Source organism: Streptomyces sp. NPDC025721 (assembly GCF_055558595.1).
In genome coordinates this window covers 1-19039 of sequence record NZ_JBVHMF010000020.1, presented here as the reverse complement: position 1 = coordinate 19039, position 19039 = coordinate 1, and the positions used below count along the sequence as shown (strand labels likewise).

The window sequence follows — 19039 nt, the reverse complement described above, 5'->3', positions numbered from 1 at the left end:
TGCGCTCATGAGCATGCTGACCCCCTCCGGTATGGGCGGGAAGTACCGGGTCACCGGCAAGCAGTACCCGAGGATGCGCCGCCCGCGCCGCCGCGGCCGTGTCGTCACCGCCGTGCTCGCCTCGGTCGTCGTGCTCGGCCTCTTCGGTTACGGGGCGCTGCAACTCGTCCATGTCTTCCGCGGGGACGACAACGGCGACACGAAGGCGAACGCGGCACCGCAGAACCGCCCCTGCGTCACCGTGGCCCCCACCGCCCCCACGGGTAAACCGGCCCCGCTGCCCCAGCCCGCGGGCGTCACGCTGAACGTCTTCAACGCCACCGCCAAGGGCGGTCTGGCCAAGACCACGGCCGACGAGCTGGCCAAGCGCGGCTTCAAGGTCAACAAATTCGGCAACGCGCCCGACCCGTACGACAAGAAGGTCGGCGAGTCCGCGCTGATCGTCGCCGGGCCCGCGGGCGAGGCGGCGGCCCGCACGGCGGGCACCCAGGTGGCGGGCTCGACCGTGAAGATCGACCCCAAGCGGACCGACAAGACCGTCGATGTGATGATCGGCACGGCCTTCACGGCGCTTTCCGGTCCGACCGACGTGGCGAAGGCCCGGATCGTGGCGGCGAACCCGCCGCCGCCGAAGCCGGTGTGCGTGACGCCGAGCCCGAGCGCGTCGGGGGGCGCCCCCGGCAAGACGGGGGCCACGACGAAGGCGGGCGCGCCGGCGAAGCACTAGCCGCCGTGGCGGGCGCCGCCTTGGCGGGTGGCGCTTGCGCGGGTGGCGCTTGCGCGGGTGGCTTGGCGCGGGTGACTGCCTTCAAGGCGGCCGACAGCGTACGTGCGAGAGGGGCGGGACCTGAGCCAGGTCCCGCCCCTCCGCTTGTCGGATCAGCGGCCGGACAGCGTTCAGGGTGTCCGGACCGTCCAGCCCTTCCGGGGCGTCCGCGACACGCCGGGTCGGGCCGGGCCGATTGTCAGCTCACCGTGCCGTACATCCGGTCGCCCGCGTCGCCGAGGCCGGGCACGATGTAGCCGCGCTCGTTCAGCCGCTCGTCGACCGCGGCCGTGACCACGGTGACCGGCTTGCCCGCCAGGGCCCGCTCCATCGACTCGACGCCCTCGGGCGCGGCCAGCAGGCACAGCGCGGTGACGTCGTCGGCACCGCGGTCGATCAGCAGGTCGATCGCCGCCACCAGGGTGCCGCCGGTCGCCAGCATCGGGTCGACCACGTACACCTGCCGTCCCGACAGGTCCTCCGGCATACGGGTGGCGTACGTCGCCGCCTCCAGCGTCTCCTCGTCGCGGACCATGCCGAGGAAGCCGACCTCGGCGGTGGGCAGCAGCCGCACCATGCCGTCGAGCATGCCGAGCCCGGCGCGCAGGATCGGCACCACCAGGGGGCGCGGGTAGGAGAGCCTGACCCCGGTGGTCGGGCCGACCGGGGTGCGGATGTCGACCTGCTCGGTCCGCACGTCGCGGGTGGCCTCGTAGGCGAGCAGGGTGACCAGCTCGTCGGCGAGCCGCCGGAACGTCGGCGAGTCGGTGCGCTCGTCGCGCAGGGTGGTGAGCTTGTGCGCGACCAGCGGGTGGTCGACAACATGGAGACGCATGAATATGACTGTATCCGCCGGGTGGGGGGCGCGTCGCCAGTGCGATGAGCAGCCCGGCTCCGCGCACCTTCTGCGCCTGGCGTGGGGTAAACGGCGCGAACGAGGGAAACTGGCCAGATACGCCCGGTGTGCCTTCCGGGTGAAGCGAGCCCCAGGGATGGTGCCCGAGATGCCGGAGCCCGACCGAGCAGCCGAGCGAGCAACCGACCGAGCCATCGACCGTGACGCGGATCGCACCGATCGCACCCCGGATCGCGCCACCGACGGCGCCCCCGCCGGCCCTGAGGACCGATCTGAGGGCCGATCTGCGGACCGATCTGCGGACCGTACTGCCGACCGATCCGCTGACCGATCCGCGGACCGGTCCCCCGGCCGTTCCCCCGCCCGCGACACGGACATCGAGCGGCGCCGCAAGCGCGCGCTGTTCCTGCGGGAGCTGAACGAGGCCAAGGAACTGCGCGAGCGGGTCCAGCCGCGACGCGCCCGGGTCGCCCGGCTCCGTCAGCAAATGCGGATGCGCACCTTCCGTTGGTGACCGCGCCGCGCGGGTGACCGGTTACGGATCACGTATACGCCGCGTACGCGCCGCGTACACAGCGTGACGGATCAGTACCGTACGGGTGACCGTTCCGGGCCCCCGATGGCCGGACTTTCCAGAGAAGTGACGAAGACCTGGCACGTCGCGGTGCAGAAGACCCTTCGCAACGCCCCGGTTTCTGCCACGATGCCGAGTGGGTGGGGCCAACGGAAGTCGAAAGCGGCCCCCATCCGGTCCGGACGGCCTGAGACCCTGTGGGAGAGTCACGGTGTACTTCGCCGCACTGCTCGCGCGCACCGAGGACGGTTGGCAAGCGAGCGAACCCGATCTCGACGATGTGGAAACCCTCGCCGATCTGAGCGATCTGGCCCGCGCGGCCGGCGACGAGGAGGAAACGGTTCTGGTCTTCATCGAACAGGAGGACGCCTGGTTCGGCGTCATCCGTGTGGACGGTGAAGAGGATCCCAGGATCTACGTGTCCGACGCGGCTGCCGCCGCCCGCAGTTCGTACGGGGAGATCCTGCTCACCGACGAAGTGCTGGGCCGCGACCCCGAGGACCTGGACGAACTCGTGGACCTCGACGGCACCGAGGACGGCGAGGACGACGAGACCGAGGACGCCGTGGCGGGCCCCTCGGAAGACCATGTGCCGACCGGTCCGCTCGGCGAAACCGACATCCTCACGGATCTCGGCATGAGCACCAGGGAACTGCTGGCGCTCAGCGGTGACGGCGCGCTGACCGGTGAGGCGCTCGGCGAGATCGCCGACGCGCTGGGGTGCGGGGACGTGCTGGAGGCGGTCCGCTGACAGACCCTCTGAAGGACCCCTGGGTCGCCGCGATGCGGCTGGCCCTGGAAGAGGCGGCACAGGCCCCGCTCACCGGTGACGTACCGGTGGGCGCGGTCGTGCTGGCCCCCGACGGCACGGTGCTGTCCCGTGCCCGCAACGAGCGCGAGGCCACCGGCGATCCGACCGCCCACGCCGAGGTCCTGGCCATCCGCCGCGCCGCCGCCTCCGTCGGCGGCTGGCGCCTGACCGGCTGCACCCTCGCGGTCACCCTCGAACCGTGCACCATGTGCGCGGGCGCGATCGTCCTCTCCCGGCTCGACCGCGTCGTCTACGGCGCCGCCGACGACAAGGCGGGCGCCGCCGGTTCCCTCTGGGACGTGGTCCGCGACCGCCGCCTCAACCACCGCCCCGAAGTCATCCCCGACGTCCTCCCCACCCCCTCCGCCGCCCTCCTCACCCGCTTCTTCCGTACAACCGATTTCTGACCACCCCCCCGCGTGGGCTAGGATCTCTCTCGGTAGCGTGTCCGAGCGGCCTAAGGAGCACGCCTCGAAAGCGTGTGAGGGGGCAACTCCTCCGTGGGTTCAAATCCCACCGCTACCGCCACGAGCAACACGTGGCTGAGGGCAACATGGAACTTCCATGTTGCCCTCAGCCACGTCCGCCTCAGTTCCCACCCAACTTGACTTGCACAAGCGCCCCAACGATCGGCGGCCATGACGTGCGAGCGCCTTGTGTGTTGATGTCCGGCAAGACTGCCCCTGGCAGGCACAGACCTGCGCCATCAGGTGACAGAGAGGCCGTCGCGTCCTTTGGCGAAGCAGCGACTATCTCAAGGCATGTGGGCGGACTGTCCCACGCCATACCGAGATGTCCCGTCGCAGTCACGTTGGGTTCAGCCCGATGCGATGTTCATCACTCTGCGCGAAGCATTGGCACAGGGTGCCGTAACGGAACCTGTGGTCCCATCAGGCACTTTGCAGGCCAAAGGGCTTAGGGTGGTCTACACCTCAACTGCCCTTTGCACTCAGTGGCGTTGTAGCAGCCGACATGTCGACTGAGAGACCGCGAAGTTACGCGGGAGTTCGCGTCGGAGCCGAGTAACATCTTGCTACTGCTCGTCCTCTGAGCTGGACCGCGACCAGGTGAACGTGACCCCCGGGGGCCCACGATCCCGTGCAGCCCTTTGCGCAGAGGAAAGGCAGGACCCCTATGCCCGATCAGGGTGAGGGTGGCAAGAACCGTAAGAAGTGGCAGGCATGGACCCGACTCAGGGCCCGCACTGCCGTCGGCATCGTCGTGACAGTCGCCGCGGTTGTTACCGCAGCTGCGGACGTCACGCACGCGATCGAGGTGATCAGCCGGCACCTGTGACGACGTGACCCTTACCGGGGTCACCCGGCAAGGGTCACGTCTTGCGACTGGAGCGCTTCGCCGTGCGGCCGACCAAGCATGCAGCGGCGGGGCGCTCCTTCTTTGTGCAGTTTTCCCGACAGCAACGCAAATCACCGCATGTGACCTGCGTCACGCAAAATATGCGCCTCTCTCATACTGCCTTGCCGGAGACCTGGTCCGCCACGAACACGCGACGAACCGGCTCTAGGGAAAAGCCGCACAAAGTGCAATCGGTGCAGGCCACAGAGGGTAACTGTGACGCAAATCACAGTCGGTTAGGCGCCTTGAACACCAGAAATTCACCCATTGAGGAATACCTCGAACGGTTGATCTCGGTTGGCACCGCCCCGTCCCATGGCCAACGCCTCTACATAATGCCACCGCAATGCATGTGCATCTAGGCCTGATCGAATGCTGATACCGCGCGCGACCAGGCATGCCAGTCATGATCATCGCGCTTGATTATGCCACACAGGGCTCTTGGCATATGCCAAATGACAACGAAAGCCCTCTACCTGCACCGGAGCCATGCGTCTATACCAGGGCCCTCTGACAGACGACAGGCAAGCCTCCAAAACGGAGTAGCCCAGATCACACCCGTCCAGGGGTGCTTGCAGCGCCAACAGCAGCTCTTCGAGCGAGAAATGCCGTACCCCGCGTCCTGCCAGCATGCCGAAAGTGTGCCAGGGCCGTGTCATCGCACGATGTGAGCACCCGAGGCCGAGAGGCGTGCGCTTCACAGGTTGTGTCGGGCCAGGTCGTGCGGAACGTTCTGAACTACGACGCCACGTGCGGTGTTGTCAGCGCTTTGGCGACGGGGAGGGCCGTTCGCCGGGGAACCCTTCGTGGCCGTCACTCGTCGTCGTAGCGCTTGAAGTCGCTGGTGTCGATGGTCCAGGGGCCGAAGGGGACCTGGTCGCCGAAGACGTAGGGGAGCACGGTGGAGTAGTGCGGGCCGCTGGAGCCGGGGGCGGGGTCGGCGTAGGTGAAGACGAGACCCTTGCGAGGGTCGATGAGCAGGTAGAGCGGGATGCCCATCGCGGGGTAGTCGGCGGCCTTCTCGACGTAGTCGTTGTCCGGGTTGGACTCGGAGACCACCTCGACCACCGCGAGCAGGTCAGCGGGGTCGACTGTCGGTTTCGGCTCTTCCAGGATGTCGAGCGGGAGGACGACGGCGTCCGGTCGGCGCATCCGCCCCACCGCCGGGTGCTCCACTTCGGCACCTGACTGGGCGACGATGTCACGGTCCGGATGCGTGGCCGGGAGCTGAGCGTTCAGCTGGCGGACGACGCGGGTGGCGATGGCCTCGTGGCGGTTGACCGGGCTCATCATCACGACGACCCCGGCAGCTCCGATCTCGATCGCCCAAGCCCCTTGCAAGCGGTCCGCCAGCGGCCAGAGCTCCTCCGCGATCTTCCGCATACGTGCGTAGACCTGCGGGTCCGCTGCTTCGGTCACGACTCCTCCGTACGGTGGGTTCAACCGGCACCCGAGCCAGTGAAGCGCCTGCAACCGACTGACGCGGTTGCTCCTGCGAGTCTGCATGCCACCGCGGCCATCGCCAAGGCGGACTTGCCCCGGCCTGCGGCGTTCCGGGACCGGCCGAAGAACAACGATCCATGAGCGCATGGCTCCCAAGCCGCGCCGCGCGCCTGTCGCCCCCCCCAAACGGCTCTACCTTCTTGATCGGGTTGATCGAGCCATTCGTAGGGTTGGGTCGCCCAGGGGTGACCAGCGGTGAGCCCGCGCTGCTGCTGGCGCTGCTGGTCAGCCACGGCCAGGAGGTCCTCACCCGCGTGGTCAACCGCCTGCGCGGCACCCCGCTGTCCATGTTCCCGGCCCTGGAGAGGGCCCTGGACATGGCCAACACCGGCCCACTCAGGCTGCTGACGGGCTGCCAGACTCCGCATGCGATCCGCCGTGCCGGGGTCACTCGGCTGGCGATGGCTCTCAACGAGCATGTTGTCGAGCTGGACAAGCTCATCGAGGACCGGTTTCGCGAGCACGAGCTCGCTGACATCGTGCTGAGCGTCCCGGGCATCGGCACGACTCTCGGAGCCGAGTTCCTCGCCGCCGTCGGTGGCAGCCTGGACAGGTTCGACTTCCCAGACGCCTTGGCGGCCTTCGCCGACGTCGCCGCGGTGAAGGCGCATGGAAGAATCGACGTATGCAGTCTTTTTCCGCCAGCCCCGACAGTCTGAGCGGACCCCTGACCCTCCTTGACGACGAAGGGACGAGCTGGATTCTTCATCGCAAGCGGCTTGACCTGCGCATCGTCCGTCGGCTGGTCAAGGACGCCACCACACTTGTCTTCTGGGGAGACATGGGCGGTATGAGCCCCCGGCTCACGACGGCGGCCGAACGTCCCCTGCTCTGGGACCGGATCAAAGACGAGTACATGGGCCCCGGCGGAACATGGTCGACCGGCCGCTACCTGGCTCACGAGTTCCGCGCCGAGCCGGGACACCGCATGCTCTACGTCGAGGACCACTGCTGAGCTCCGCGCGGGGCGATTGAGTCGGAACCCGTTTCCGCGAACGGAGTCATCGACAACAGCAGTAGGAAGCTGGGACATCACTGCTCCCGAGCCTCACCTCTTCAGTGACCAGCGGTTACTCAATAAACCCGGCCCGCTCCCCCGGTAGAATCGGAGCCATGCCCTCCCCCGTGCATGCCACGACCGGCGAAGGCGCGGCGCCGGGCGCGCCGCGGTGGCCCGCGGGGTCGACGCACGACGAATTCCTCGCGGTGCCGGGTGACGCGACCCGCGCCTCGCGCCCGCACCGGCGCAATCCCCAGGCCCTCGAACCCGGCGACGGCGAACCGCGGTTCGACCTCTTCCCCGATGTCCTCCCGCGCGGCCTGCCCGCGACGGAACCGACGACCCCCGGCCCGTAACCGATGCCCGCCACGTCGGAGCGCCTGGTCTGGTACGTGTCGTACGGCTCCAACATGTCGCTGGCGCGCCTGCGTTGCTACCTGACGGGCGGCACGGCCCAGGACACCGCGGACGGCGGCGGGCGTACGTATCCCGGTTGCCGCGACCCGCGGATGCCGGAGCGCTCGGTGGGGATCGAGCTGCCGGGGACGGTGTACTTCGCCACCTGGTCGCCGGTCTGGCACGGCGGACGCGCCTTCTACGACCCGCTGGCCCCCGGCCGCGCCTGGGCCCGCGCCCACCTCCTGACCCTCGGTCAGTTCTCGGACATCGCCGCCCAGGAGATGTACGCCGCCCCCGGCCACGACCTCGACCTCACCCGGGTCCTCGCCGAGGGCCGCGACCGCCTCGGCCCCGGCCGCTACGAAACCCTCCTCCACCTCGGCGACCTCGAAACCCACCCCCTCCTCACCTTCACCGCCCCCTGGCACGCCCCCGACGCCCAGCCGGTCCCCCCGTCCCCCGCCTACCTCGCCCACCTCGCCGCGGGCCTCCGCGAAGCCCACACCTGGCCCCCCGAAGCGATCACGACCTACCTCGCGGGGCTCACGTCGCGGAGTACGGCTCGATGAGCGGTCGCGGATCACGTACTCCGCGAACGATCTCCTCCGGCACCCCGGGGCCCTGTGCGTAGTAGCGCCCCTGCGCTTCACCGTGGGCTGACAGCCATCCCGCCCTGACGAGTTCACGGATGTCACGTTGGGCCTGCTGCTCGCTCAACTCCGCGTCCGCCTGGTACGTCGCCCGCCGGACCCGGTTTCCCATCAGGGCCGGGTACAGGGCGTACAGCGTGCGCTCGGGCAGCCCTTGTCGCTCGACGGCCTCCTCAAGCGCGGACCACACCGTGCGGGTGGTCTCGACCTGCCGCTGTACGGCCTGGGCCTGTTGATGGTGGGCGCGCAGGCAGAACCGGACCCAGGCGCGGGTGTCCCGGTCCGGCGTCCAGACCGGGCCGCCGACCTCCGCCAGTACGTCGTAGTAGCGATAGGTGTTGCGGGCCCGGCCCAGCCACTCCTCAATACTGGAGAACTCCGGCGCGACGATCCCTTCCCGCGCCAGGACCAAGGTCTGGAGCGCGCGGGACATCCGGCCGTTTCCGTCCGCCCAGGGGTGGATCGCGACGAGATTGAGGTGCGCCATCGCGGCTCGCACCAGAGCGGGCGCTTCCAGGTCGCCCTCGTTGAGCCAGACGACCAGTTCCGCGATGAGATCCGGCACCGAGTCGGCGTCAGGCGCGGTGTAGGCCGCGATGGTCGGGTCCTCGGGTGAGGTCACGTACACCGCACCGGACCTCCACCAGCCCGGACGTTTGAGCAGGTGGTGGCCTTGCATCATGAAGTGCAGACCGTTGAGCAGACCCTTGCCGTAGGCGAAGTCCGGCCCGGCGTCCGTCAGTCGCTGGATGTACGTCATGGCCTGCCGGTAGCCCTCGATCTCGGCGGAGACCGTCTGGTCGGCCTCGATCGGCGCCTCGCCGAGCATGATGTCTTCGACATCGGCGACGCTCGCCGCGTATCCCTCGATCGTGTTCGAGCCGGCGATCGCCCGCGCTGTCAGATTGCGGCGGAGCTGCCCCTCCCAACGGCGCGGCGTCCGCAGGTGGAGCCGGAGCCGGTCGCGCATCCCCTCGATCTCACCGAGGACCCGCTCATCCACGTCGTCCAGGCCAGGCGTTTCATACAGCATGACACAATGACACCATCATCCCGTCAATACGTCAAACCGTCCCTCAACGCGACCTACCTCGCGGGGCTGGCCGGGGTGGCCTGATCTCGTCGCGCGGGGGGCGGCCGGGGCGGGCGGGGGCGTTCCCCTTGGGGGGCGGACTCCGTACGTTCGTACGGAGTCGGGGTCGCGTTCACCGAAGGGCGGATCGGCGAAGGCGGCGCGACGGTCGGTGTGTCCTGATATGTCTGGTGCGGGCGGCACGAGAGCGAAGGTGGGATCGGGAGCATGGACCTGGCTGAGCGAACGAGGAGCCGAGGGCGGGTCCGGCGCGGACACGTACACCAGGGACACGCACACCAGGGGTACGCACATCAGGGGTACGCGCACCGCGGACACGCGCACCGCGGGCGGATCGCGCTGGCCGCGACGGCCCTGACCGCCGCCGCCGTGCTGGCCGTGGCGCCGGGGGCGTCCGGGGCGTCCGGGGCGTCCGGCGCTCCGGGACCCGAGGCCGCGACGGCCACGCCGGTCAAACACGTCGTGGTCATCTTCGACGAGAACGTCTCCTTCGACCACTACTTCGGTACGTATCCGCAGGCCGCGAACACCGACGGCACGCGCTTCACGGCCGCCCCCGGCACCCCGGCCCCGGTGAATCTGCTCAGCGACGGCTCCCGGCTGCTGACGCACAACCCGAACCAGTACCAGCCGCGCCGCCTGAGCCCGTCGCAGGCGCTCACCTGCGACCAGAACCACAGCTACACGCCCGAGCAGCAGGCCTACGACGGCGGCGCGATGGACCAATTCGTGCAGCACACGAGCAGCGACAAGTGCTCGGGCCTGTACGGGAGTCCGGGCCTGACGATGGACTACTTCGACGGGAACACCGTCACCGCGCTGTGGAACTACGCCCAGAACTACACGCTGGGCGACAACAGCTTCGGCGACGTCTTCGGCCCCTCCACGCCCGGCGCGCTCGGCCTGGTCTCCGGGCAGACGCACGGCGGCGTCTCGATCGACCCGAAGACCGGCGAGCAGGTCCCGGTGGAGCGGTCCACGACCGTACGCAGCCCCGACCCGACGACCGGGGTCGGCACGGTCGTCACCGACCCGGACCCGGCGTACGACGACTGCTCGGACAACAACCACACCGCGAGCGGCCAGCTCACCGCGATGCGCGGCCGCAACGTCGGGGACCTGCTCAACGACAAGGGCGTGAGCTGGGGCTGGTTCCAGGGCGGCTTCGCGCCGACGTCCTCGCCGGGCGGCACGGCGGTCTGCGGCGCGACCCACGCCAATGTCGGCGGCAACGCGTCGGTGGACTACTCGCCGCACCACGAGCCGTTCCAGTACTACGAGTCGACGGCGAACCCGCACCACCTGCCGCCGACGTCCGCCGCGATGATCGGCCGCCAGGACCGGGCCAACCACCAGTACGACCTGACCGACTTCGACACGGCGCTCGCGGCCGGGAATCTGCCCGCGGTGTCGTTCCTGAAGGCGGCCGAGTACCAGGACGGGCACGCGGGCTACTCCGACCCGCTGGACGAGCAGCACTTCCTGGTCCGCGAGATCAACGCGGTCCAGCGGTCGCCGCAGTGGGCGAGCACGGCGGTAATCGTGGCGTACGACGACTCCGACGGCTGGTACGACCAGGTCGCCGCCGCGATCGCCAACGGCTCCACCGACGCGGGCGCGGACACCGCGATGTGCGCCGACGGCCCGCCCGCGGCAGGCGGCTACCTCGACCGCTGCGGTCCGGGACCCCGGCTGCCGCTGCTGGTCGTGTCCCCTTACACCCGGCGCGATCACGTCGAGCACGCGCTGACCACCCAGTCGTCCGTCCTGCGCTTCATCGAGGACAACTGGGGGACGGGCCGGATCGGCGACGGCTCCTTCGACGCGACCGCGCACCCGCTCGACCCGATGTTCGACTTCGCCCGGCCCCAGCAGCGCGCGGTGCTGCTGAACGCGGACGGCTCGGTCGCGAAGACCGTGCCGGTACGAGTGGCGCCCGGCCGCCGGACCCCGCTCCCGGAAGGCGCGTCGGGCGGTACGGCGAGCGGTACGACCACGGGTACCAGCAGCGGTACGACCACGGGTACGAGCAGCGGTACCAGCAGCGGTACGAGCAGGGGCGCGGCGTCGGCCGCGGACGCCACGACGGCGGGACCGGGTACAGGCGCGCCCGCCGCCTCGGGGCGGGACGCCCGGCTGACCGGCACGGAGATCGCCGGCGGGTCCGCCCTGGTGGTGCTGCTGGCGGCGGCGGGCGGCACATGGCTGCTGCTGCTCCGGCGCCGCAGGACGTGACGGCGGGCGGCCGGAACAAAGCGACGGCAAAGCGAGGTCAAGGGGCGGTAAGCCGCGGCCAGCGGCGGCAAGCGGTGCCGACAGGCCGATCCCACGCTCCGGACCTGCCACGAACCCGAGCCCGACCTTCATCTTCTAAGAAGATGATTGGGACAACAGGCCGTCTGATTACGCCATCTGATGGATAGACTTCCGTGATTGCACACTTGTGACCGTCGGTGCGGGCTGCGGGCTGGGGAGGGCAAAGGCGCATGGCGCAGGCGAAGAAGATCACCATGTACGTACTGGTGATCTTCATCCTCTACACGATCATCAATCAGCCGGCCCGAGCCGCTGATCTCGTCCAGGTAGGCTTCCAGGGCATATCGAACGCCGCGAAGAGCATCGGGAAGTTCATGCACGACCTGGCCAACTGACCGGCGGGCCGTCCCGGCCGCTCCGGCGGCGCACCACCAGTACCCAGCGGCACGCGGCGGCATGCCGGCGGCGAGGGAGTCCCATGATCCGGCATCTGGTCCTGTTCAGGCTCAACGAGGGCGTGCGGCAGGACGAACCACGTGTCCAGGCGGGCGCGCGGGCCTTCGCCGAGCTCGGCGAGAAGGTGCCGGAAACGCTCTCCTGGGAGTGCGGCTGGAACATCACGGACCGCCCGATCGCCTACGACTTCGCCATCAATTCCACCGTCGCGGACGCGGCGGCGCTGACGGCGTATCTCGAACACCCGGAGCACCGGGCGGCCGTCGCGCTCTGGTCGGAGTTCGCCACCTGGGTGATCGCGGACCTGGAGATCTGACCTCCCGGCCGAGCGCACGACGAGCGTTCGCGCGCCCCCCGCCGACCGGCGGGGGGCGTTTTCGCGCCCTTTGAGCCCCCTCGCGCGCCACCTCCGCGCACCCTTCGCTCCGGATTCACACCGCCGGACGGGGGACTTCCGGGCCGCCGGTTCGTACAACACGGCAATATGCGGTGCTTGCACAAAGCGGACATGAATTGTGATGCTATGACCGCTTTTGCCGGATGAGTGGACCGATAAGGGGTGTGGTGTGCCGGTGTCGGCCCATACGGCGTCAACAACGTATCCCCGAGGCAGAACCCGTACGCCCAGTGCCAACGCGGCGGACGCGAGAGCGCTCACCCAGGTGCTCTTCGAGCAGATCACCAAGCTGGAGCCCGGCACCCCCGAGCACGCACGGGTGCGGGCCGCGCTGATCGAGGTGAATCTGCCGCTGGTGCGCTACGCGGCGGCCCGCTTCAGGAGCCGCAACGAACCGATGGAGGACGTGGTCCAGGTCGGCACGATCGGCCTGATCAACGCGATCGACCGGTTCGACCCGGAGCGCGGCGTGCAGTTCCCGACCTTCGCGATGCCGACCGTCGTCGGCGAGATCAAACGTTACTTCAGGGACAACGTGCGGACCGTGCACGTGCCGCGCCGCCTGCACGAGCTGTGGGTCCAGGTGAGCGGCGCGATCGAGGACCTGACCGTGCTGCACGGCAGGTCGCCGACGACGGCCGAGATCGCCGAGCGGCTCAAGCTCGCCGAGGAGGAGGTGCTGGCGTGCCTGGAGGCGGGCCGCGCCTACCACGCGACCTCACTGGAGGCGGCGCAGGAGGGCGACGGGGCGCCGGGGCTGCTCGACCGGCTCGGCTACGAGGACCCGGCGCTGTCCGGGGTCGAGCACCGCGACCTCGTCCGCCATCTTCTGGTCCAACTTCCCGAGCGGGAGCGGCGAATCCTGTTGCTCCGCTACTTCGGCAACCTGACGCAGTCCCAGATCAGTGCGGAACTGGGGGTTTCGCAGATGCACGTGTCCCGTCTGCTGTCCCGGAGCTTCGCGCGGCTGAGGTCCGCAAACCAGCTCGAAGCGTAGCTGAAGAGGATTAAGTCACCTGCACGGATATGTCGACATGGCGCTACAGCGTGTTGCCGACATGTGACATTCTGCGGGTACCGCGTTTGTCGCGAGCCGGCCTCCGGTATTCCAGTGGAGGAACAACCGTCGCTCGCGACACCCGTCCGCGACCTCAAGGGGGTGGCATGTCCGTACAGGTGGGCAGTCCCAAGGTGCTCAAGCCCGACACGGCGACCGCACCGCACGATGCTCTTCACGGCGAGGCCATCGACACCCGCACGCTGTCCCGATCGCTGTTCCTGCGCCTCGCGGAACTGCCGGTGGACAGCCCGGAACGCACCTATGTACGTGACACGCTCATCGAGCTGAATCTGCCACTCGTGCGGTACGCAGCCGCTCGCTTCCGCAGTCGGAACGAGCCGATGGAGGACATCGTCCAGGTCGGCACGATCGGCCTGATCAAGGCGATCGACCGCTTCGACTGCGAGCGCGGGGTGGAGTTCCCGACCTTCGCGATGCCGACGATCGTCGGTGAGGTGAAGCGATTCTTCCGCGACACCTCCTGGTCGGTCCGGGTCCCGCGCCGCCTCCAGGAACTGCGGCTGGCGCTCACCAAGGCCAGCGACGACCTCTCCCAGAAGCTGGACAGGTCGCCGACGGTCGCCGAACTGGCGGTCTGCCTCGGGGTGTCGGAGGAGGACGTCGTCGACGGCCTCGCGGTGGGCAACGCGTACACCGCCAGCTCGCTGGACTCCCCGCCGCCCGAGGACGACGGCGGCGAGGGCACCCTCGCGGACCGCCTCGGCTACGAGGACACCGCGCTCGAAGGCGTCGAGTACCGCGAGTCGCTCAAGCCGCTGCTGGCCCAACTGCCGCCGCGCGAACGGCAGATCATCATGCTGCGGTTCTTCGCGAACATGACGCAGTCGCAGATCGGCGAGGAGGTCGGCATCTCCCAGATGCACGTCTCCCGGCTGCTCACCCGCACCCTCGCACAGCTCCGTGACGGCCTCACCGCAGAGGCATGAGGTGGCACTGACGGGGTGGTGACGACCTGACACCCCGTCAGTAAACTGACGTGATGGTCGCGTTGGTCTCGTACGTCGCGTTGAGGAAGACCCAAGCACTGCTGCGCACCACGGCTCCGGCGCTCGCCGCGCTGGGCCTGCTCGTCATGGCCACCGGCTGCGCGGGCGGCGGCACCACCGGCCATGTCGCGATCGGCGGCGTCGGCCCCTCCCCGAGCGCTCCCCACGACGTCCCCCCGGACGGCGACGTGGTCCTGGTCCCGCTCGACGGCCCGGCCCCCGGCGCCGCGAAGCCGTCCCGTACGCCCTCGGGCACGGACACCGGCACGGGGCCGCGTACACCCTCCTCCGGAGCGCCCCGGACACCCCCCTCGCCCCACGGGACCCCCACGACCCCCGGCGGACCGGCCAGCGGCTCGACGGCCCAAGCGGGCGGCGGCACGGACTCCGGTACGGGCTCGGGCACGGCTACGGGCGGCGGTACGGGTTCAGGGGGTACGAGTTCAGGCGGCACGGGTTCAGGGGGTACGGGACCGGGCGGTACGGGCTCGGGCGGCGGGTCCGGCAGGGCCACGACGGCGCCGCCGACGGCCGCGCGGCTGACCATGAGCGCGCCCACACGTACGGCGGACGCGGACCGCTGGTGCGAGAAGGTCGCCGTCACCTTCACCAACGCCGGGGGTCTGCCGGTCACGGCGGGCACGGTCACCTTCGGCACCCACATCATCGGCGGGCTCGGCATCGACTGGGCGACCGTGGAGACGGCGAAGCCCGTGCCGGTGCCGCTGGCGGGCGGGGCGTCGCGCACCGCCTCCTGGGACCTGTGCGTGGACGCCTGGCGGGTGCCGCTGGGCATGCACATCGAGACCAGGGACGTCACGCTGTCCTGACCGGCGCCTCCTGGCGCCGACCCGGTCCCGGTCTGTCCCCCGATCCGCCCGTGGACCCAAGGACAGCCCCGACAACGGACCCGTCAAGACCCGTCCACGGACCTGCCCACCGACCTGTCTACCGACCTGTCCACGGACATCCGTGGCGATATGCCCCCGTTGGCACATCCTGCTGCGTAGGGACGGGCAGGCCGGGCGGTCAGCGCATCGCGAGCGCGACCACTCCGATGACCACGGCCACCGCCACGATCACACCGATCACCAGGCCGACCTTGCTGCGGCCCTGCGCCCGCTGCACCTCGGCGGCGGGCGGCTGCTCGTCGACGAAGGCACGGAACATCTGGGTGTTGCCGGCCGGGTCGTAGTTGTTCTCAGGGTTCGACATGCCGCCTGACCCTAGCGTCTCGACGGAAGGGCCCGCACCCCCGGCCCGCCCGGCGGCCACACGGCCTCCGGCCCGAGCCGTTCAGGCAACCCGGACACGTACCTCTTGGGCGGATACAGGCGTTTCCTTTGCTGAATCTTTGCCGCGATTCCGGGCAAAGAATTTGTCTGGCACAACCAACTACTTTACAGTTGCTTCAGGCAACCAAAGATCACAGCGGACTCACAGGCAGCTCCCGCAGCGGAAGGACAGGTGACCGTCGCATGGCGGACCGCGAGCAGTGCGTGGAACTCGCACACCAGCTCCGCACCACCTTCGTCGTCAGCCGCGAGATCGCCCGGGGGCTGCCGCCCGAGACCCCGCTCACGGCGGTCATGGTGCTCGGCGCCCTCGACCGCCACGGCGAGCTGCGGATGAGCAGGCTCGCCGAACTCCTCGACGTCGACATGTCCGTGACGAGCCGTCATGTCGCCTTCGGCGTCGAGCGCGGCTGGATCGACCGGGCCCCCGACCCGCTGGACCGCCGCTCACGGCTGCTGCGGCTCACCGAACACGGCACGCGGACACTGCGGTCCTCGTCCGACCGGGCCGCCGCCGTGGTCGCCGACCATCTGGCCGACTGGCCGGACGCCGACGTGGCCCGGCTCTCCGAACTGCTCGCCCGGCTGCGTGACAGCTTCGGCGACTGCCGCTCCGCCGCCTCGCGCGGCGGCGCCCACCACATATCGCGCGCCCAGACGGGCTGAAGAGGACTGAAGATGGCAACAACAACCCAGGCCGACAAGCGGGACGGGCAGGCACCGGAACCGGGCCACGGCGGCCAGGAATCCGCGCCCATGTCGCACCGGCAGATCATGGAGGCGCTGTCCGGGCTGCTGCTCGGCCTGTTCGTGGCGATCCTGTCGTCCACGATCGTCTCCAACGCCCTGCCCCGCATACTCGCCGACATCGGCGGCGGGCAGAGCGCGTACACCTGGGTGGTCACCGCCTCGCTTCTCGCGGTCACCGCGACCACCCCGATCTGGGGCAAGCTCTCCGACCTGTTCAGCAAGAAGCTGCTGATCCAGCTCTCGCTGGTGATCTACGTGGTCGGCTCGATCGTGGCCGGCTTCTCCACCAACCCCGGCATGCTGATCGCCTGCCGCCTGGTCCAGGGCGTCGGCGCGGGCGGTCTGTCCGCGCTGTCGCAGGTGATCATGGCCGCGATGATCTCGCCCCGGGAGCGCGGCCGTTACAGCGGCTACCTCGGCGCGACCTTCGCCATCGCGACCGTCGGCGGCCCGCTGATCGGCGGTGTCATCGTCGACTCCACGCTCGGCTGGCGCTGGTGCTTCTACGTCGGTGTGCCGTTCGCCGTCGCCGCGCTGGTCGTGCTCCAGAAGACGCTGCACCTGCCGGTGGTCAAGCGGAAGGTGCGGATCGACTGGACCGGCGCCTTCCTGATCACCGCGGCCGTCTCGCTGCTGATGGTGTGGATCTCGCTCGCCGGCGAGAGCTACGCGTGGGTGTCCTGGCAGAGCTACGTGATGGTGCCGCTGTCCCTCGTGCTCGGCGCGCTGTTCGTCTACACCGAGACCCGCGCGGCCGAACCGATCGTCCCGCTGCGGCTGTTCCGCAACAAGACGATCACCCTCACCTCGATCGCGAGCCTCTTCGTCGGCATCGCGATGTTCGCCGGCACGGTCTTCCTGAGCCAGTACTTCCAGCTCGCCCGCGGCAAGACCCCGACGATGTCCGGCATCATGACGATCCCGCTGATCGGCGGCCTGTTCATCGCCTCGACCGTCTCCGGCCAGATCATCACCCGCACCGGCCGCTGGAAGGCGTTCCTGGTCTCCGGCGCGGTCCTGCTCACCGCGGGTTCCGCGACCCTCGGCCTGATCCGCAACGACACCCCGTACTGGGAAGTCGCCGTCTACATGGCCCTGTTGGGCCTCGGCGTCGGCATGATGATGCAGAATCTGGTGCTCGCCGTGCAGAACCAGGTCTCCGTCGCGGACCTCGGCTCGGCCAGCTCCCTGGTCACCTTCTTCCGCTCGCTGGGCGGCGCGGTCGGCGTCACCGCGCTCGGCGCGGTGCTCGGCAACCGCGTCACGCACTTCGTCACCACGGGCCTCGCCGACCACCACATCACCGGCGCCGGGACCGGCGGCGGCATCCCGGACGTCGAGCAACTGCCCGCCCCCGTCAGGGGGATCGTGGAGAGCGCGTACGGCCACGGCATCGGCGACGTCTTCCTGTACGCCGCGCCCTTCGCCCTGCTCTCCTTCCTGCTGGTGATCTTCGTCAAGGAGACCGCCCTGCGCACCCGCAGCGGTTTGCAGCAGGCTGAGGCGGGTACGGGCCGGGCGGCGGAAGTCGCCGTCGCGGAGCTGGCGGCGGCCGAGACCGGCGCGGCGGACATCGCCGCCACCCAGACGGGTACGCCCGAGGCGGAAGCCGTCCGGGACCGGTCGGGCGACCAGACCCGGTAACCGGGAGGGCCGGTCACCCGGCCCGCAGGAACTCCCGGCCGACTGTCCTGTTCCCACAGCGGAGAGGTCCAGGGCGGCGGACGGGACCGGGTCCCGGAGGACGGCCGGAGCAGGGGACGGCCGAGGCCGTCCACCGGGACCCAGCACGAAGGGCGTGCCGCCGGAGCCGATGTCACGGCACGGCGGCCCGCCCCCTCTCGTCGGACGCCGTTTCGGCGTAAGGCCGCAGGCGCCTGCGGCCGCATCCGCGGGTGCCCGACGTAGGGTGCTGGCATGGCTCCCAACATCGCCACGAATACGTCCGTCACGCTGGATGAGCTGCTGGAGTTCGTGCGCCCGCGGCACCGCGCGATCCTGCTCACCACCCGTTCCGACGGCCGCCCGCAGGCGTCCCCGCTCACCTGCGGGGTCGACGACTCCGGCCGGATCGTCGTGTCGACCTACCCCGAGCGGGCCAAGACGCGCAACGCCCGCCGCGATCCGCGCGCCTCGCTCGTGATCCTCTCCGACGAGTGGAACGGCCCCTGGGTGCAGGTCGACGGCACCGCCGAGGTCATCGACAGCCCCGAGTCCGTCGAGCCGCTGGTCGAGTACTTCCGCAACATCTCGGGCGAGCACCCCGACTGGGACGAGTACCGCTCCGCGATGGTGCGGCAGGGCAAGTCCCTGATCCGCGTCACCCCGGAGCGGTGGGGCCCCATCGCCACCGGCGGCTTCCCGGCCCGGCTGGCGTAGCGCGCACTCCCCGTCCCGTCGGGGGTTCCGACTCCCGCGCCCCGAGCGGTCGTTGCCCTCAGCCGCTCAGGGCGGCGGTCGGGTCGCCGTGCACCACGTCAGCCGCGATGCTCTCCCGGCGCAGGCCGCACGGCACGCGTGCCGCGTACGGCGTGCGTGGGGCGTACGTCGTGCGTGGGGCATGCGTGGGGCGTACGGCGTGCGTGGGGGTACGTCGTGGCCGTCGCACCCGTCGCGCCGGATTCAGCTAAACATGGGGTGGATTGCGAAGCCGTAAAGGAATGCGCCGGGGGGGGGGGGGGGGGGGGGGGGGGGGGGGGGGGGGGGGGGGGGGGGGGGGGGGGGGGGGGGGGGGGGGGGGGGGGGGGGGGGGGGAGAACGTGTACCTCGCAGGGACTGCATCATAGTCACGAAAGGCAAAACGCAAATCA

At 69.9% G+C, this 19039-nt stretch carries 21 protein-coding genes, 1 tRNA gene and 1 pseudogene; 19 read left to right on the top strand and 4 right to left on the bottom strand.

What is annotated here, in order from left to right; translation table 11 throughout:
- Nucleotides 1-7: 7 nt before the first annotated feature.
- The gene (locus tag ACZ4EF_RS25225; RefSeq protein ID WP_391042312.1) at nucleotides 8-727 is read left to right on the top strand and encodes a LytR C-terminal domain-containing protein; all 720 of its coding nucleotides are present in this window, start codon (nucleotides 8-10) and stop codon (nucleotides 725-727) included.
- Between the two features lie 238 nt (nucleotides 728-965).
- On the opposite strand, the gene upp is transcribed toward ACZ4EF_RS25225, so the two are convergent.
- Entirely contained in the window at nucleotides 966-1601 is a 636-nt protein-coding gene (gene upp, locus ACZ4EF_RS25220) for a uracil phosphoribosyltransferase (protein ID WP_355336522.1), read from the bottom strand.
- Nucleotides 1602-1815: 214 nt separating this feature from the next.
- Here upp and ACZ4EF_RS25215 point away from each other — a divergent pair, with 214 nt between their 5' ends.
- The 5 genes from ACZ4EF_RS25215 to ACZ4EF_RS25195 all read left to right on the top strand — a co-directional run bounded on the left by ACZ4EF_RS25215 (nucleotide 1816) and on the right by ACZ4EF_RS25195 (nucleotide 4303).
- Nucleotides 1816-2136: a hypothetical protein gene (locus ACZ4EF_RS25215; protein ID WP_467506500.1), complete on the top strand. Its 321-nt coding sequence runs from the start codon at nucleotides 1816-1818 to the stop codon at nucleotides 2134-2136.
- Between the two features lie 271 nt (nucleotides 2137-2407).
- Complete coding sequence (locus ACZ4EF_RS25210; protein ID WP_355336524.1) at nucleotides 2408-2947, top strand: tRNA adenosine deaminase-associated protein; 540 nt, start codon at nucleotides 2408-2410, stop codon at nucleotides 2945-2947.
- 32 nt (nucleotides 2948-2979) lie between these two features.
- On the top strand, nucleotides 2980-3414 hold the full coding sequence (locus ACZ4EF_RS25205; protein ID WP_355336525.1) for a nucleoside deaminase: 435 nt from the start codon (nucleotides 2980-2982) through the stop codon (nucleotides 3412-3414).
- Between the two features lie 31 nt (nucleotides 3415-3445).
- Nucleotides 3446-3535, top strand: a tRNA-Ser gene (locus ACZ4EF_RS25200).
- Nucleotides 3536-4141: 606 nt separating this feature from the next.
- The gene (locus ACZ4EF_RS25195) at nucleotides 4142-4303 is read left to right on the top strand and encodes a hypothetical protein (protein ID WP_401305263.1); all 162 of its coding nucleotides are present in this window, start codon (nucleotides 4142-4144) and stop codon (nucleotides 4301-4303) included.
- Between the two features lie 873 nt (nucleotides 4304-5176).
- Here ACZ4EF_RS25195 and ACZ4EF_RS25190 read toward each other — a convergent pair.
- Nucleotides 5177-5782, bottom strand: a complete 606-nt coding sequence (locus ACZ4EF_RS25190; protein ID WP_355336526.1) for a Uma2 family endonuclease — start codon at nucleotides 5780-5782, stop codon at nucleotides 5177-5179.
- A gap of 269 nt (nucleotides 5783-6051) precedes the next feature.
- On the opposite strand from ACZ4EF_RS25190, the pseudogene ACZ4EF_RS25185 reads away from it, so the two are divergent.
- The 4 genes and pseudogenes from ACZ4EF_RS25185 to ACZ4EF_RS25170 all read left to right on the top strand — a co-directional run.
- Nucleotides 6052-6462: pseudogene (locus ACZ4EF_RS25185) on the top strand (transposase); the annotation flags it as partial.
- 29 nt (nucleotides 6463-6491) lie between these two features.
- Nucleotides 6492-6821 carry a hypothetical protein gene (locus tag ACZ4EF_RS25180; RefSeq protein ID WP_355336527.1) on the top strand — a complete coding sequence of 110 codons (330 nt, stop codon included), beginning with the start codon at nucleotides 6492-6494 and terminating at the stop codon, nucleotides 6819-6821.
- Nucleotides 6822-6979: 158 nt separating this feature from the next.
- Nucleotides 6980-7222 carry a hypothetical protein gene (locus ACZ4EF_RS25175; protein ID WP_467506445.1) on the top strand — a complete coding sequence of 81 codons (243 nt, stop codon included), beginning with the start codon at nucleotides 6980-6982 and terminating at the stop codon, nucleotides 7220-7222.
- A gap of 3 nt (nucleotides 7223-7225) precedes the next feature.
- Entirely contained in the window at nucleotides 7226-7834 is a 609-nt protein-coding gene (locus ACZ4EF_RS25170; RefSeq protein ID WP_391159017.1) for a histone deacetylase, read from the top strand.
- Here ACZ4EF_RS25170 and ACZ4EF_RS25165 read toward each other — a convergent pair.
- Nucleotides 7809-8948, bottom strand: coding sequence for a Fic family protein (locus tag ACZ4EF_RS25165; RefSeq protein WP_355336530.1), 1140 nt, complete (start codon nucleotides 8946-8948; stop codon nucleotides 7809-7811). The genes ACZ4EF_RS25170 and ACZ4EF_RS25165 overlap by 26 nt on opposite strands.
- A 267-nt stretch (nucleotides 8949-9215) precedes the next feature.
- Here ACZ4EF_RS25165 and ACZ4EF_RS25160 point away from each other — a divergent pair, with 267 nt between their 5' ends.
- The 6 genes from ACZ4EF_RS25160 to ACZ4EF_RS25135 all read left to right on the top strand — a co-directional run bounded on the left by ACZ4EF_RS25160 (nucleotide 9216) and on the right by ACZ4EF_RS25135 (nucleotide 15014).
- A complete protein-coding gene (locus tag ACZ4EF_RS25160; RefSeq protein ID WP_467506444.1) occupies nucleotides 9216-11243 on the top strand; it encodes a phospholipase C in 2028 nt (675 codons plus the stop codon).
- A 251-nt stretch (nucleotides 11244-11494) separates the two neighbouring features.
- Entirely contained in the window at nucleotides 11495-11659 is a 165-nt protein-coding gene (locus ACZ4EF_RS25155) for a hypothetical protein (RefSeq protein WP_188284483.1), read from the top strand.
- 83 nt (nucleotides 11660-11742) lie between these two features.
- On the top strand, nucleotides 11743-12036 hold the full coding sequence (locus tag ACZ4EF_RS25150; protein ID WP_355336532.1) for a Dabb family protein: 294 nt from the start codon (nucleotides 11743-11745) through the stop codon (nucleotides 12034-12036).
- A 256-nt stretch (nucleotides 12037-12292) separates the two neighbouring features.
- Nucleotides 12293-13114 (top strand): RNA polymerase sigma factor SigF, encoded by an 822-nt coding sequence (locus ACZ4EF_RS25145; RefSeq protein WP_391042301.1) that lies wholly within the window; start codon nucleotides 12293-12295, stop codon nucleotides 13112-13114.
- A gap of 167 nt (nucleotides 13115-13281) precedes the next feature.
- Nucleotides 13282-14124, top strand: a complete 843-nt coding sequence (locus tag ACZ4EF_RS25140) for an RNA polymerase sigma factor SigF (protein WP_093712083.1) — start codon at nucleotides 13282-13284, stop codon at nucleotides 14122-14124.
- A gap of 53 nt (nucleotides 14125-14177) precedes the next feature.
- Complete coding sequence (locus ACZ4EF_RS25135; RefSeq protein WP_467506443.1) at nucleotides 14178-15014, top strand: hypothetical protein; 837 nt, start codon at nucleotides 14178-14180, stop codon at nucleotides 15012-15014.
- Between the two features lie 199 nt (nucleotides 15015-15213).
- On the opposite strand, the gene ACZ4EF_RS25130 is transcribed toward ACZ4EF_RS25135, so the two are convergent.
- Nucleotides 15214-15399 carry a hypothetical protein gene (locus ACZ4EF_RS25130; protein WP_355336534.1) on the bottom strand — a complete coding sequence of 62 codons (186 nt, stop codon included), beginning with the start codon at nucleotides 15397-15399 and terminating at the stop codon, nucleotides 15214-15216.
- Between the two features lie 263 nt (nucleotides 15400-15662).
- Between ACZ4EF_RS25130 and ACZ4EF_RS25125 the strand changes: the two genes are divergently transcribed.
- The 3 genes from ACZ4EF_RS25125 (at nucleotide 15663) to ACZ4EF_RS25115 (ending at nucleotide 18608) form a co-directional block, all read left to right on the top strand.
- Nucleotides 15663-16145 carry a MarR family winged helix-turn-helix transcriptional regulator gene (locus ACZ4EF_RS25125; RefSeq protein ID WP_355336535.1) on the top strand — a complete coding sequence of 161 codons (483 nt, stop codon included), beginning with the start codon at nucleotides 15663-15665 and terminating at the stop codon, nucleotides 16143-16145.
- Between the two features lie 90 nt (nucleotides 16146-16235).
- Nucleotides 16236-17873 carry an MDR family MFS transporter gene (locus ACZ4EF_RS25120; RefSeq protein WP_467350924.1) on the top strand — a complete coding sequence of 546 codons (1638 nt, stop codon included), beginning with the start codon at nucleotides 16236-16238 and terminating at the stop codon, nucleotides 17871-17873.
- Nucleotides 17874-18146: 273 nt separating this feature from the next.
- Nucleotides 18147-18608, top strand: a complete 462-nt coding sequence (locus tag ACZ4EF_RS25115) for a PPOX class F420-dependent oxidoreductase (protein WP_355336536.1) — start codon at nucleotides 18147-18149, stop codon at nucleotides 18606-18608.
- Nucleotides 18609-19039 lie beyond the last annotated feature (431 nt).

What these genes read in the sequence shown, in the direction of transcription:
- ACZ4EF_RS25115 (WP_355336536.1), top strand. Translation starts at nt 18,147, where the DNA reads ATGGCTCCCAACATCGCCACGAATACGTCCGTCACGCTGGATGAGCTG.
- ACZ4EF_RS25155 (WP_188284483.1), top strand. Translation starts at nt 11,495, where the DNA reads ATGGCGCAGGCGAAGAAGATCACCATGTACGTACTGGTGATCTTCATC.
- ACZ4EF_RS25180 (WP_355336527.1), top strand. Translation starts at nt 6,492, where the DNA reads ATGCAGTCTTTTTCCGCCAGCCCCGACAGTCTGAGCGGACCCCTGACC.
- ACZ4EF_RS25195 (WP_401305263.1), top strand. Translation starts at nt 4,142, where the DNA reads ATGCCCGATCAGGGTGAGGGTGGCAAGAACCGTAAGAAGTGGCAGGCA.
- ACZ4EF_RS25175 (WP_467506445.1), top strand. Translation starts at nt 6,980, where the DNA reads ATGCCCTCCCCCGTGCATGCCACGACCGGCGAAGGCGCGGCGCCGGGC.
- ACZ4EF_RS25150 (WP_355336532.1), top strand. Translation starts at nt 11,743, where the DNA reads ATGATCCGGCATCTGGTCCTGTTCAGGCTCAACGAGGGCGTGCGGCAG.
- ACZ4EF_RS25130 (WP_355336534.1), bottom strand. Translation starts at nt 15,399, where the DNA reads ATGTCGAACCCTGAGAACAACTACGACCCGGCCGGCAACACCCAGATG.
- ACZ4EF_RS25125 (WP_355336535.1), top strand. Translation starts at nt 15,663, where the DNA reads ATGGCGGACCGCGAGCAGTGCGTGGAACTCGCACACCAGCTCCGCACC.
- upp (WP_355336522.1), bottom strand. Translation starts at nt 1,601, where the DNA reads ATGCGTCTCCATGTTGTCGACCACCCGCTGGTCGCGCACAAGCTCACC.
- ACZ4EF_RS25165 (WP_355336530.1), bottom strand. Translation starts at nt 8,948, where the DNA reads ATGCTGTATGAAACGCCTGGCCTGGACGACGTGGATGAGCGGGTCCTC.
- ACZ4EF_RS25225 (WP_391042312.1), top strand. Translation starts at nt 8, where the DNA reads ATGAGCATGCTGACCCCCTCCGGTATGGGCGGGAAGTACCGGGTCACC.
- ACZ4EF_RS25135 (WP_467506443.1), top strand. Translation starts at nt 14,178, where the DNA reads ATGGTCGCGTTGGTCTCGTACGTCGCGTTGAGGAAGACCCAAGCACTG.
- ACZ4EF_RS25205 (WP_355336525.1), top strand. Translation starts at nt 2,980, where the DNA reads ATGCGGCTGGCCCTGGAAGAGGCGGCACAGGCCCCGCTCACCGGTGAC.
- ACZ4EF_RS25140 (WP_093712083.1), top strand. Translation starts at nt 13,282, where the DNA reads ATGTCCGTACAGGTGGGCAGTCCCAAGGTGCTCAAGCCCGACACGGCG.
- ACZ4EF_RS25120 (WP_467350924.1), top strand. Translation starts at nt 16,236, where the DNA reads ATGTCGCACCGGCAGATCATGGAGGCGCTGTCCGGGCTGCTGCTCGGC.
- ACZ4EF_RS25160 (WP_467506444.1), top strand. Translation starts at nt 9,216, where the DNA reads ATGGACCTGGCTGAGCGAACGAGGAGCCGAGGGCGGGTCCGGCGCGGA.
- ACZ4EF_RS25170 (WP_391159017.1), top strand. Translation starts at nt 7,226, where the DNA reads ATGCCCGCCACGTCGGAGCGCCTGGTCTGGTACGTGTCGTACGGCTCC.